Consider the following 13,224-nt stretch of genomic DNA (forward strand, 5'->3'; position numbering starts at 1 on the left):
GCTATCTTAATCATAAGTGAAAAGAAAAATAATATATAATAATAATAAAAAAAGGAAATGGTATAAAAATTAACGGTGAAAACATGGCAGTACATCCAATTGATTTTAGATATGGTTCAAAGGAAATGAAAGAAGTTTGGGAAGAAGAAACAAAACTTCAAAAAATGCTTGAAGTTGAGGCAGCTATCGCAAGAGCTCAGGGTGAGCTCGGCATAATTCCAAAGGAAGCAGCAGAAGAAATAAATAGAAAGGCATCAACAAAATATGTAAAACTGGAAAGAGCAAAGGAAATTGAAAGAGAAACAAGACACGATATTGTAGCTATGGTAAAGGCATTTGCAGAAGTATGCGAAGGAAATGCAGGAGAATACATACATTTCGGTGCAACATCCAATGATATTGTTGATACATCCCAATCACTCCAATTTAAAGATGCCATTGCCATATTATTGGATAAATTAAAAACATTGAGGGATGAGTTAATTAAAAAGGCAGAGGAGCACAAATATACAGTATGTATTGGAAGAACACACGGACAGCATGCTATCCCCACAACATACGGCATGAAGTTTGCACTATGGGCAGCTGAAATTCAGAGGCATATCGATAGATTGGAAGCATGCAAAGAAAGATTATGCGTTTCAATGATTACAGGTGCCGTTGGAACAATGGCGGCTCTTGGAAAGGACGGTATAAAAATCCACAAAAGAGTTGGAGAGATACTTGGATTAAATCCAGTTTTAATATCAAATCAGGTAATTCAAAGGGACAGGCATGCTGAATTTATGGCAATTCTTGCATTAATTGCCCAAACTCTTAACAAAATAGGTATCACAGTAAGAAGTATGCAGAGAACGGAAATAAAAGAACTTGAAGAAGAATTCGATGCATCAAAACAGACAGGTTCATCAACAATGCCACATAAAAGAAATCCAATTACATTTGAACAGATTTGCGGGCTTTCAAGAGTGATTAAAGCAAATGCTCTTGCTGAATTTGACAACATACCACTATGGGAAGAGAGGGATTTAACAAATTCATCTCCTGAAAGGTGTTTATTCCCTGAATCCTGCGTTCTCTTAGACCATATTTTGAACCTTGCAATTAAAGGTATGAGAAAATTAACTGTAAATATTGAGAATGTAAATAGAAACCTTGAATTAACAAAAGGACTTATAATGGCAGAAAGGGCAATGATTACTCTTGCTAAAAAAGGTATGGGAAGGCAGACTGCTCATGAAGTTGTAAGGAAGTGTGCAATGAAGGCTCATGATGAAAACAGACATTTAAAAGAAGTTTTAAGAGAGAATGAAGATGTAATGAAGTATCTATCTGAGAATGAGCTCGACGAATTATTTGACTACAAAACATACATTGGTCTTGCTCCTGAAATAGTTGATGAAGTAATTACCACATTGAAAAACAAGGAATAAGGAAGAATATGGGCTGGATAGATGATTATTTACACATCCTCCAATGCCCTTTTTGTAAGGGGGATTTGGAACTAATTAAAGAAAATGGAAAGGAAGCATTAATCTGTAAAAAATGCAAAAAAACCTTTAAAATAGTGGATAATATACCCATACTGCTAAAAGAAAAGTGAAATTATGAGATGCTTTTTAGCAATTGAATTAAATGAGGATATAAAAGAAAAACTTGAAGAATTAAAATCCCACTTTAAAATAAATGGTATCAAATTGGTTGAAAAAGAAAATCTCCACATAACAGTTAAATTTTTAGGAGATATTGACGAAGAAATGGTGGAAAAAATAAAAAATTTAGATTTATCCATTAAACCAGTTAAAAGCGATGTAAAATACATGGGCGTTTTTCCAAATGAAAATTACATAAGGGTAATATGGATAGGTGCCACCAATCTAATACCCATTTTTAAAGAAATTGACAAAAAACTTTTAGAGCTCGGCTTTAAAAAAGAAAAGGATTATGTTCCGCACATAACCATTGGAAGAGTTAAATTTACCAAAGATAAAAAACTGCTAAAAAATAAAATTGATAAGTATAAACATGTAGAGCTCGGCACACTTGAAGTTAAAAATATTGTTTTAATGAAAAGCGAATTAACAAGAGAAGGTCCAATTTACGAAGTAATTAAAAGATGGTAATATGGAAAATACATTTTCCAACCTCGCTATCCCTTCGGTTGGAACCTATAATTTTTGCATAATACCTTATTTTTTATTTTTACCCTTACCTTTCTGGATTGCGAATATCCTTTTTATATCTTCCAATGTGTTTATATCATCAATGGATTTATCCTCTCTTATCCTAACAACTCTTGGGAATCTAAGGGCATAACCACATTCATATTTATCAGATTCCTGAATTTCTTCATAGGATACCTCTAAAACGATTTTTGGCTCTACAATTGCTTCTCCATCTATTTCATTTATCTTAATTGATTCTATCATTTCCGTTAATCTGCCGAGTTCCTCCTCAGTCAATCCACTTCCAACATGACCAATTGGATATAAGTTTCCTTCTTCATCCTTAACAGATATTTCAAATGAGCCATACCAATCCTTTCTCTTTCCCATGCCCATTTTTGCCCTTGTAATTACCACATCAAGGCTTTCCAATGTAGGTTTAAATTTATACATTGTTCTTACTCTACTTCCGGGCGTATATGGTGCATTTGGATTTTTAATCATTATGCCCTCATGACCAATGTTTAAACTCCACTTATAAAACTCCATTGCTTTTTCTAAATTGTCTGTTGTTAATTTGTAGGATATATCTATTTTCTTTTTGGATTTTATTTCATTTTCTATCTTTGCTTTGTCTCTTTCCCAATCGTTTGTTCCAATTATATTTTCAAGTATTTTTCTTCTCTCTTTTAGCGGTAAATCAATTAGTGATTCATTGTAATATAATATATCAAATAAATAAACCCTTAAATTAATCTCCTCTTTCATCTTATCAATATCGTATTTTCGCCTAAATCTTCGTAATATGTCCTGAAATGGTCTTGGATGTCCAGTTTTTAGGTCAATAGCCACACATTCCCCTTCCACTATTATATTGTCCTCTTCCATGTTTTTTACTTCTTCCACTATCTCTGGAATTGAATTTGTAATATCTTCCAGTTTTCTGCTGTATATTTTAACATTTTCATCTTTTTTATGGATTTGAACCCTTGCACCATCATATTTTGTTTCAAACTGCGGAGCTCCCATTTCAATTATGGCATCATCGATTGAAGATATAAGTTGGGCAAGCATGGGTTTAATTGGTCTAAATATTCTTAGTTTTAAATCCTCATCTTTATCAATATCTACATTTAACATCAACTTTTCCGCAATAAGCCCAATATCATTTACAACTGCATAGATTTTTTCCAATTTTTCCTTTGGAATATTAAAATATACTGAGAATGCACTTAAAATTGTTGGAACGCTCATTCCTATTCTCATATCCTCTAAAATAAGTCTTGCAAGGTATCTTCGCTCTATTGGTGAAGATTTTAAAAGTAAGCTTGAAATATGCCTTATCTTTTTTTTCTGGGAATTTGTTCCTTCAATCTCCGATATTTTTTTTAAGGTATCATATACATCGTCAAGTGTTGGGGGCGTTTGAAAGAGAGAAACCTGCTTTATCTCGGAGCTCAGTTTTTCAACTGCTACCCCAATATCCCCAGTTTCTTTAATGCTGTTTAATAATTTTTTTTCATTTATTCCTATGGTTTTAACTGCCTCTATCAATAGGTTTGGACCTATGCCGAGCTCCTTATTTTCATACTCTGCAAACACTCTCCCAATGGCGATATAACATATTTTTTTCAAATCTTCTGCTGAACCCTTTTCCTTTGTTAATCTTATTAACTCAACAAAGTAGTCCATTTTTTCCAATCTTTTTGTCGTGCTTTCTATTTTGTAAAATATATCGCATACATCTTTAAATAGCATTATTCCACCAGCAAAATTAAAAATAAAAATAGAATTAAATAAAATAAAAATAATAAACTATTAACTCAAAACATAAAAAATTAGATTAAAATATCATGCTATATTTAATTATTTATTAATTATTTACTTAAATTCATTATGGTGCTTAATGTATTGTTGAATTCATTAATACTGCGGTTAATCTCTTCCAAACTACCATTATCAACGGAGCTCAGATTGCCACTTAGCACATCACTACTCAGTATCTTTTCCGTAGTATTCAGTGATTTTTCAGTAAGTTTTACGTAGTTATCTACATTAAATAGGTTAGTTATATCAGCAGTATTTTTTTGAGAATTTTGCAATATATCGGCATACCCTGTATTTGACATAAATTTGGCAAAATACCCTAGTGTAATCAATATAATTATTAAGGTTATTATGTTTTTATAAAACTTTAACAGCATAAAAATCACCAAAAATAAATTAAAAATATTTTTGATACATTTATAATTGTTGTTAAATTAATCTTTTTCTTACAGATTCAGCATGATTATACAACCCCTCTGCCTCTGCAAGTGTAATCACAATATCTGCTATACTTTTTAATCCTTCCTTTGTGAGCTCCTGCACAGTGGGTTTTTTTATGAATGTATCAACGCTTAAACCAGAATACATCTTTGCACATCCGCTTGTTGGCAGAACATGGTTCGTTCCGCTTGCATAGTCCCCAACTGGAACAGGAGCATAACTTCCTAAGAATATGCTTCCAGCATTTTTTATATCTTTTAAAACTTCCCTTGGATTTTCAGTAATTATCTCCAAATGCTCTGGTGCATATTCATTTGATAATTTTATGCACTCATCTAGCTCCCCATACACTATTGCAGAGTTTTTTAATGACTCGTTGATTATTTCTGTTCGTTTTATGTTATTTTCATTATTTATTAATTCCATGATTTTATATTTAATACTTTCTGCCTTTTCCTTTGATGTGGTTGTGATTATACATGAAGAATTTGGGTCGTGTTCCGCCTGAGCTAAAAAGTCCATTGCAATATATTCATCATTTGCTGTTTCATCGCATATTATCAATACCTCAGAAGGTCCTGCTGGGAAGTCAATTGCCACATTACCATAAACCATCATTTTAGCCGCAGTTACAAAGATATTTCCCGGTCCAACGATGATATCCACTTTTGGAACTGTTTCTGTTCCATAAGCCAGAGCTCCTATTGCCTGAGCTCCTCCAATTTTATATATCTCATCAGCCTTTGCTATGTCTGATGCCACAAGTGTTGCAGGATTGCCTTCCGTCCCATTTGGTGGTGAAACCACAACAACCTTTTCCACGCCTGCAACCTTTGCAGGAACCACATTCATTAAAACAGTTGATGGATAAAATGCTCTTCCCCCGGGAACATAACATCCTGCTTTTTCTATTGGTCTTATTATCTGCCCTGCCTTTATTCCATTGTTGTTTATCTCCCATTCTTTAAGATTTTTAAACTGAATTTCGTGGAATGATTTTATATTATCGTGTGCCTTTTCAATTGCTTCTATGATTTTATAATCTATCTTATTGTATGCCTGTTCAATTTCTTCCTTATGGACCTTAAAATCATCAATATCAACTTTATCAAACTTCTTTGTATATTCCCTTAACGCATTATCTCCGTTATTTTTTACATTGTCCAATATTTCCTTTACAATGGGGAATATATTTTCAAGGTTCATTTTATTTCTATTGAATATTATATTTTTTTCTTCGTCTGTTAAATCGGTTATTTTTTTAATTATCATGTTGTTCCTCCTTATCGTGTTTTTCCTTTTTTTATTTTACATTACTTCTATAATGCTTATTTTCTCGCATACTCGTTTAACTAAATCATCTTCATTATTATATTCATTATTATCATCTAATCCTTTAATATTGTATGTCCTTTTTATATTTTCCATTTTTGATGGGGTGAGCTCTAAAACTGAGTCATCAATTTCTCCACCAACAGTATTTAATAATTTATTTAGTGTTTCTTCATCTTCGCACACTATACAGATGTTTGATTTTTTCCTTTCGTCTGGCTTTACACCGATAATTTTTATGGCATTAGATATTTGCCGTTGTGCCGATGCCCTTACAAGTATTTCCATCCAAAAGCTGTTTGTAATTGGTTTTTTTGATTTTGCCTGATTTACAGCATGAATTATATGTTTTTTTGTAGCAATTAAATCGGCATTCAGTATTTGAAATGGAAGTTTCAAATTAAATATATCGTTTATTATTTTTGCATCCCTTACTCCAACTATTATCATTTTTTATCCCTTTAATAGGTATATCTATTTTATATCAATAATTATTATATCATTTAACTTATAATAACTTTTTTATTTAAGTTTTTAGAATACCTAAATAACTAAAATGAAATAAAATTAAAATACATGGTGAAAAAATGAAGGTAATCTTGGTTGGTGCTGGACCTGGTGATGAAGAATTAATTACATTAAAGGGACTAAATGCAATAAAAAATGCCGATGTAATTGTTTATGATGATTTAATTGGTGAAAATCTCCTTAAATATGCAAAAGAAGGTGCAGAGTTAATATATGTTGGTAAAAGAAAGGGGAAGCACTCGCATAAGCAGGAAGAGATAAATCAAATACTTGTCGAAAAAGCGAAAGAAAATAAAACCGTAGTTAGATTAAAAGGTGGGGATTCCTTTATATTTGGAAGAGGGGGTGAAGAAATACTTGAATTGAAAAAACACAGCATACCTTATGAATTAATCCCCGGCATTACATCATCAATAGCAGTTCCAGAAGTTGCAAATATCCCCCTAACCCATAGAAAGGTGGCAACTTCATTTACAGTGGTTACAGGACATGAAGCAGAAGATAAGGATAAAAAACAGGTTAAATTAAGCGAATTGAATGCAGATACTATTGTAATACTCATGGGCATCACAAACTTAAAGAACCATGTTGCCGAGCTCCTAAAAAATAGCCGCAGAAATGAAAACACACCAGTGGCCATAATTACAAACGGGACACGACCAAATCAGAAGGTAATAAAAGGAACATTGGGAGATATTGTAAAAAAGGCAGAAGAAAACAACATTGCACCGCCGGGAATTATTGTAGTAGGGGACGTTGTAAATGTTTTGGAATAATAATTTATACGATAAGAGTAATAAGATAGTGAGTGAGGAAAATAAAAAATAAAACAATAAACAAAATAAATAAAACAGAACATAAAAAAATAAAAAAATTAATGTAAAAATGTAAAAAAGGTGAATATATGGATGAAGATTTAAAAAAGACAATAGAATTTCACGGTCATTTCTGTCCTGGTTTAGCTATGGGGTATAGAGTGGCAAAATATGTTAAAAACCACTACAAAAAATCAGAAGATGAAGAGCTCGTGGCAATAGTATATAACAACTCATGCGGTGTTGATGCAATCCAATATTTGCTTGGATGCACATTTGGAAAGGGAAATTTAATATTTAGGGACTATGGAAAGCATGTTTATGTCTTTTATTCAAGAGAGCATAAAAAAGGTATTAGAGTTTCATTTAAAGACGAAATAAATAAGGAAATGAATAGTATGTGGGATAAATTAAAGAATGTTTCAGAAGAAGAAAGAATGGAACTTATGAAGGAATTAAAAGGTGAATGTGCTGAAAAAATATTAAACTTATCCGATGAGGAGCTCCTAAATATTAAGGAGGTGGATATTCCAGAACCTAATAAAGCCAAAATATACTCATCCCTTAAATGTGAAGAATGTGGAGAGTATTTTATGGAAATTAAGGGAAGATTAATAGATGGAAAAGTTGTATGTATGGAATGCTTTGAAAAATTAGTCAATCAATAAATTCAATGAAAGTATTAATATAGATTTATTAATTTATTTATCATTTCATAGATTTTATTATTTTTTAATAATTTTAAGCGAATTTTGACATCTGCTGAATTTCCCAGGGCTGACCAGAGTATGGAGTCAATATGAAGGGGAGGAATTCCTGTTTCTTTCGATATGTTATTCCAAAATTTTATTACATTGTTATCCGTAAATCTTTTCGTGTATTTTTCTATTCTACTGTCTTTTGGTATCTCAATTTCATAAGGATATGGGATAAATTTTTTAAAGACCATCCTTGAAGCATATCCAAACATTTTAACAGCAAATACAACAGTTTTTGATTCCTTTTTCGTGTTTAACTGCTTTGCAATACTGTCCCTAAACAGATTCATATTTAAATAATAATTCTCTAAATCTGCAATAGATAAATCATCTAAAAATGGCTTTATTTTATTGATTCTCTTTATTTTTATGTTGTTCAGTCGTTTGTTTCCTTTTGAATTGGATAAAAATAATATATACTCTTCAAATAAATCATTTTTGTTTTTGGAGACGTTATCCCAGTTATATTCTGAAAATTCCTTCCACCAGTTTTCACCAGTGGTTGAGAGCTGATAGGATACAATGGCGTTAATTATTACCAATTTTAAAAATAATTCATCGTTGTTTAATGTTTTTTGAAGATTTTCTAAATAATGATATTGTAAATCCACATTTTCTTCAATGGTTTTTGCAGACTCTATGCCCAATTCTTTTAATATTGTTTTTAGGATACTTATATTATTCATATTATCACATCAATATACTATAAATATAACTAAAAAATATAACTATTTATGTTATATATTATCCAATTTTAATCATTATTTTCATTTTCATTATTTAATGTATATTATAATTTAAATAACCCAAATAATTTAAAGGTGTAGAGTATGGCAGTTAAGGTCAAAAATTTATCTAAAAATTACGGTAAAAAAAAGGTGCTCGATAATATTAGTTTTGAAGCTAAAAAAGGAGAAGTATTAGGGATAATCGGTAAATCAGGTGCAGGGAAATCCACACTGATTAGAATTTTAAGAGGGACCGATAAGGAATACAGCGGCGAGATTGAAATTTGCGGTAGAACCGATAATTTTAGGGAAATTACTGCGATACATTTACAAAGGAACTTTGCACTATGGGCTGAACCTGCAATATACAACATAATAAGGAAATTATATGCCATAAGAAACAATTCCGACGAATCCCTACCTATGGAAGATGAATGGGAAGAATACGAAAAAACCGCAATAGAGATTTTGAAATTAGTTGGATTGGAGCATAAAAAGGAAGCATTTTCAAACATACTCAGCGGTGGAGAGAAACAGAGGTTAATATTGGGAAGGCAGATAGCTAAAATATACGAAAAAGGAGAAGGAGTTTTACTACTTGATGAACCAGCTACAATGTCATGTCCAGCTTCAAAACAGATTTTGTTAGATGTTTTAAAAAATATCAATGAAAAATTAAATATTACAATGGTAATCACATCCCATCTTCCAGAAATTCACGAATACCTATGCGATAGATGTATTCTTTTAGAAGAAGGAGTTATAAAATTGGAGGGGGAACCAAAAGAAGTAATTAATGAATTTTTGAGAGATATGGAAGAACCATATGTTAGAAAAACCACTCCAAATGACAAGAATATTATAAGTGTAAATAATGTATCCAAAAGATATTTTGTTGTGCATGGTGGAGAAACCCTTAATATGAAGGATGTTTCCTTTAATGTGAAAGAGGGCGAGATATTATCTATTATTGGACCAAGTGGAACTGGAAAATCCGTTCTTTTAAGACTTCTCGGCGGTGTTGAATCCCCTGACAAAGGAAATATAATTGTTGATGGAATAGATTTAAACGACTATGGATGGGAAAGAGTAAATTTAAGAAGAAGAATGGGAATTATGCATCAGGAGTTTTCATTAACTCACTATCTACCTGTTGAGGATATGCTAAAATATAGACTTGGAATTAAAGGGGAAAAAGCGGTGGCAAATGCAAAATTAAAATCCCAAGAGCTCGGCATATCTCCAAAAGTTGTAGATGCCATCTATCAGTTGATTGACCTTCCAGAACAGGAAATGAAAAACAAACTTGGAAAATTGGGCATATCTGAGGATGTAGTAAAAATGCTCTTCCCTGCTGTTGTGGATGAGTTCCATCCAAAAGATGTCCTTAGAGCTCTTGACTTGGATGAGGAGATTTTGAAGAAAACACCATTGGAACTAAGCGGCGGTGAAAAGGTAAGGGTTGCTCTTGCATTGCAGCTTATAACAAAACCTAAAATTTTATTACTTGATGAGCCATTTGGTGATTTAGACCCGATTACACTTAGGGATGTTTCAAACTATCTTAAAAAGATAAATGATGAGTTTGGAACTACTATGGTATTGATAAGCCACCATATCCAGCTAATTAAAGAAATAAGCGACAGAGCAATATTAATAGATGAGGGAAAAATAATAATGGATGGAAAGCCAGAAGATGTCTGCAATACATTTATTGAAAGAAGCAATTCAAAGTTTTCACTTACGAAGTAAGTGAGCAACGAAAACCGTAAGGTTTTCGTCTAATTGAGTAAATAAAGGAAATAACCTTTATTTTTTTATATTTTTATTAGTATATTATTTATTTTATCATAATAGGGTGATTTTATTGATAGAGATTGATAAAAGGGCATACAATTCTATTTTAAATTTTTCAAGAATTATCTACAAAAATGCAGTATTAAATAAAGAGGATTTGCCAGATAAGGAGCAGATAATAAAATTATATTATAAAAATAAATTTGTAGCTAAGGCAATATATGATAGCGGAGCTCCGACAATTAAAATACTAACTCTAAAAGATGAAGAGATAAACAAGGACTTTTTTTACAATAGAATAAAAAAAGCTAAGGAATATAGGGAGTATATATTGAATTATAAAGATACATACAGGATGATATATGCAGAGGCGGATTGTTTGCCTTCAATCATACTTGATAAGTATAACAACATAGCATCAATGCAGGTGTCTTCAAAAGTTATGGAAAAATACATTCCTATTATATTTGAATGTTTAAATGAACTTACTGATATCAATACACTCTATGTTCAAAGTGCAAAAAAAGGAAGTAAAATAAAATCAAAAATATATGGAGATAAAAACAATATTGAAACCATAATAAATGAAGGAAATGCGAAAATTAAGGTAAATTTAAAGGGACATAAAACTGGATTCTTCTTAGACCAAAGAGAAAATAGGATAGATTTAGAGAATTATGTTAAAAAAGGAGATAAAGTTTTAGATATTTGTTGTTATACTGGTGGTTTTTCTGTCCATTGTGGCATAAAAGGGGCGGAAGTCGTAGGAGTTGATATGTCAGATAAGGCGTTGGAGGTTGCAGAGGAAAATATGGAACTGAATAATATAAAGAATTATAACTTCATTGTAGGAAATGCCTTTGATGTAATGAGGAAAATGATTGATAAAAACGAAAAATTCGATATTGTAATTTTAGACCCGCCGGCTTTTACAAAATCGTCAAAGGATGTTAAAAATGCGTTGAAGGCATACAGCACAATGAATTACTTAGGATTAAAACTTGCAAAGAGGATGTTTATCACATGTTCCTGTTCTCACCATATCGATAGAGAGATGTTTAAAAACATGGTGGTCTCTTCTTCATTAAGGGCTAAAAAAGAAATTAGGCAAATTGGAGGATACAGAACTCAATCCCCCGACCATATAATAACAATGGCGAATAAAAATTTGGAGTATTTAAAATGTTTGTTTTTTGGAGTGGAGGATTAATTAATATAAACAATAATAAATGAGAAAGAAAGAAAAAATAAAAAAAGAAAAGAAAAAGAAGAAAAAGGAAAAATAATTAAAAAACAAAATTTAGAATGTGATGACTTTATCACTTTCTTTTGTAAATGCAACTAAATCATGCATTGTAGCCAGTTGCACACCATCTACTAAATCCTCTTCACTTAAACCTCTCGCCTTACTGCATGGACCGCATGCTTTTACAACTGCCCCAGCTTCAATGCAGTTTTTTAAATATTCCAAATAGTTTGGAACTTCTGCTGGATTTTGAGATGTTTTTGCAACATAGACGCCATCTTCAAGGAGGAATATATTAATATCAATACCTTCTAAGAGTGATGTTAAAGCAAATCTAAGGGCGGAATATGCCCTTTCCTGCCCGTATGGCGCTGTTGTGATTATTACCGTGAATTTCAAAATATCACCTTATTTTATAATTATTTACTTTTTTATTACAATTTTAAATCCACTTTCAGTTTCTTCGGCAGATACAACAGTATGACCATGTTCTTCAACAAATCTTGTAATATTTTCAAGTGCTGGTTTATAGTCCCCTATTACTGTTAATTCCTCTCCATCACCCATTGAATCAAGAGCTTTTTTTGTTTTCAATACTGGGATTGGACATACTGTTCCACTAACGTCGAGCTCCATCATATCACCATAATTATTAGATTTCTTAATAATAACTTAAAACATTATTATTCTATATAAAACTAAAACGTATTTAATGGAATATTATGCATTAGTTTATTATATAAATATTTTCATTAACTAATTTAATATATAACCAATTATTAATTAATTTAATAGTTCTAAATGTCGGTAGTTTTATATATATTTGTAAATACAATTATATAACAAACTGCTGAGAATTATGATAAATTGAATGAAAACCGAAATTTTTCTTACCTTACCTTTAACTTAGTTAAGGCAATTTTTTTACTGTGGGATACCGCTACATGGCGATAAAATTTCTTCATTTTGTTTATCGAGAAAAATTCTCAAAGGGAGTTTAATCTTTTTATCGGAGTAGATATAGAAATAAATACATATGTGATTCTTATGAAACTTTACTACAAAAGAGGCCAAATTTCTATTGATGCAGTATTGGCAATACTTTTTATGTTATTACTGACTTCATTAGTTAGCTACAATGTGTTTAATAGCTTAAATGGAATTAGACATTCGGAAATTGCCGAGAGGGGGCATTCAATACTTGATGTTTTTGAAAATTATGCTTTAATTGCATATTCAAAAAATGTTAATATGTATATGACCTTTAAACCAATTGGAGATATTAATTTCACAATATATTTTTCAAATAAAAAAATAAGCGTTAATGATACTATGAATATACTATTTAAACCTGAATATGATGAAAATGGCACATATATAAATATAACTGGGGAGAATTGGGGGTATAATTCATTTAACTTGCCCCAAAATATTGTAAATATATCATTTGGGGATTTTTACGTCTGTAAAAATCTTACAGTTAGGATTAAATAACAAGGTTTTCTCTTTTTTAATATTGTTATAATTAACACATACATATTATATATCAAATTATGTTATATTATAATTATTTATAATTTTAACAGT

Annotated in this window: 15 protein-coding genes; 8 read left to right on the forward strand and 7 right to left on the reverse strand. The window is 31.1% G+C overall.

Annotated elements, in window-relative coordinates; genetic code table 11:
* The first annotated feature begins 83 nt into the window (after positions 1-83).
* The 3 genes from purB to thpR are packed head-to-tail and all read left to right on the forward strand — an operon-like array spanning position 84 to position 2,123.
* Positions 84-1,433, forward strand: coding sequence for an adenylosuccinate lyase (purB, locus tag Mjas_RS06385; protein ID WP_421077342.1), 1,350 nt, complete (start codon positions 84-86; stop codon positions 1,431-1,433).
* A gap of 8 nt (positions 1,434-1,441) precedes the next feature.
* The gene (locus Mjas_RS06390; RefSeq protein ID WP_421077343.1) at positions 1,442-1,603 is read left to right on the forward strand and encodes a Trm112 family protein; all 162 of its coding nucleotides are present in this window, start codon (positions 1,442-1,444) and stop codon (positions 1,601-1,603) included.
* 4 nt (positions 1,604-1,607) lie between these two features.
* Positions 1,608-2,123, forward strand: a complete 516-nt coding sequence (gene thpR / locus Mjas_RS06395; RefSeq protein WP_421077344.1) for an RNA 2',3'-cyclic phosphodiesterase — start codon at positions 1,608-1,610, stop codon at positions 2,121-2,123.
* Between the two features lie 66 nt (positions 2,124-2,189).
* Here thpR and Mjas_RS06400 read toward each other — a convergent pair whose 3' ends face one another.
* The 4 genes from Mjas_RS06400 to cgi121 form a co-directional block, all read right to left on the reverse strand.
* The gene (locus Mjas_RS06400) at positions 2,190-3,923 is read right to left on the reverse strand and encodes an ATP-dependent DNA ligase (RefSeq protein ID WP_421077345.1); all 1,734 of its coding nucleotides are present in this window, start codon (positions 3,921-3,923) and stop codon (positions 2,190-2,192) included.
* Between the two features lie 119 nt (positions 3,924-4,042).
* The gene (locus tag Mjas_RS06405) at positions 4,043-4,369 is read right to left on the reverse strand and encodes a hypothetical protein (protein WP_421077346.1); all 327 of its coding nucleotides are present in this window, start codon (positions 4,367-4,369) and stop codon (positions 4,043-4,045) included.
* Between the two features lie 52 nt (positions 4,370-4,421).
* A complete protein-coding gene (gene hisD / locus Mjas_RS06410; RefSeq protein ID WP_421077347.1) occupies positions 4,422-5,705 on the reverse strand; it encodes a histidinol dehydrogenase in 1,284 nt (427 codons plus the stop codon).
* 36 nt (positions 5,706-5,741) lie between these two features.
* Positions 5,742-6,215 (reverse strand): KEOPS complex subunit Cgi121, encoded by a 474-nt coding sequence (gene cgi121, locus Mjas_RS06415; protein WP_421077348.1) that lies wholly within the window; start codon positions 6,213-6,215, stop codon positions 5,742-5,744.
* A gap of 137 nt (positions 6,216-6,352) precedes the next feature.
* Here cgi121 and cobA point away from each other — a divergent pair, with 137 nt between their 5' ends.
* Both cobA and Mjas_RS06425 read left to right on the forward strand, forming a co-directional pair.
* Complete coding sequence (cobA, locus tag Mjas_RS06420; protein WP_421077349.1) at positions 6,353-7,069, forward strand: uroporphyrinogen-III C-methyltransferase; 717 nt, start codon at positions 6,353-6,355, stop codon at positions 7,067-7,069.
* A gap of 128 nt (positions 7,070-7,197) precedes the next feature.
* Positions 7,198-7,776, forward strand: a complete 579-nt coding sequence (locus Mjas_RS06425) for an FmdE family protein (protein ID WP_421077350.1) — start codon at positions 7,198-7,200, stop codon at positions 7,774-7,776.
* Between the two features lie 14 nt (positions 7,777-7,790).
* On the opposite strand, the gene Mjas_RS06430 is transcribed toward Mjas_RS06425, so the two are convergent.
* Positions 7,791-8,552 (reverse strand): N-glycosylase/DNA lyase, encoded by a 762-nt coding sequence (locus Mjas_RS06430; protein ID WP_421077351.1) that lies wholly within the window; start codon positions 8,550-8,552, stop codon positions 7,791-7,793.
* Between the two features lie 144 nt (positions 8,553-8,696).
* On the opposite strand from Mjas_RS06430, the gene Mjas_RS06435 reads away from it, so the two are divergent.
* Together Mjas_RS06435 and Mjas_RS06440 are read left to right on the forward strand one after the other, a co-directional pair.
* Positions 8,697-10,346 (forward strand): ATP-binding cassette domain-containing protein, encoded by a 1,650-nt coding sequence (locus Mjas_RS06435; protein WP_421077352.1) that lies wholly within the window; start codon positions 8,697-8,699, stop codon positions 10,344-10,346.
* A 109-nt stretch (positions 10,347-10,455) separates the two neighbouring features.
* Positions 10,456-11,601 carry a class I SAM-dependent rRNA methyltransferase gene (locus tag Mjas_RS06440; RefSeq protein WP_421078594.1) on the forward strand — a complete coding sequence of 382 codons (1,146 nt, stop codon included), beginning with the start codon at positions 10,456-10,458 and terminating at the stop codon, positions 11,599-11,601.
* A gap of 90 nt (positions 11,602-11,691) precedes the next feature.
* On the opposite strand, the gene Mjas_RS06445 is transcribed toward Mjas_RS06440, so the two are convergent.
* Both Mjas_RS06445 and Mjas_RS06450 read right to left on the reverse strand, forming a co-directional pair.
* Positions 11,692-12,036 carry a DsrE/DsrF/TusD sulfur relay family protein gene (locus Mjas_RS06445; RefSeq protein ID WP_421077353.1) on the reverse strand — a complete coding sequence of 115 codons (345 nt, stop codon included), beginning with the start codon at positions 12,034-12,036 and terminating at the stop codon, positions 11,692-11,694.
* Between the two features lie 24 nt (positions 12,037-12,060).
* Positions 12,061-12,273, reverse strand: a complete 213-nt coding sequence (locus Mjas_RS06450; protein ID WP_421077354.1) for a sulfurtransferase TusA family protein — start codon at positions 12,271-12,273, stop codon at positions 12,061-12,063.
* A gap of 411 nt (positions 12,274-12,684) precedes the next feature.
* On the opposite strand from Mjas_RS06450, the gene Mjas_RS06455 reads away from it, so the two are divergent.
* Positions 12,685-13,131: a hypothetical protein gene (locus tag Mjas_RS06455; RefSeq protein WP_421077355.1), complete on the forward strand. Its 447-nt coding sequence runs from the start codon at positions 12,685-12,687 to the stop codon at positions 13,129-13,131.
* Positions 13,132-13,224: the final 93 nt, after the last annotated feature.

Origin of the sequence: Methanothermococcus jasoni (assembly GCF_049075655.1) — an archaeon.
In the GTDB taxonomy this organism is placed as follows: domain Archaea; phylum AGJL01; class Methanococci; order Methanococcales; family Methanococcaceae; genus Methanofervidicoccus.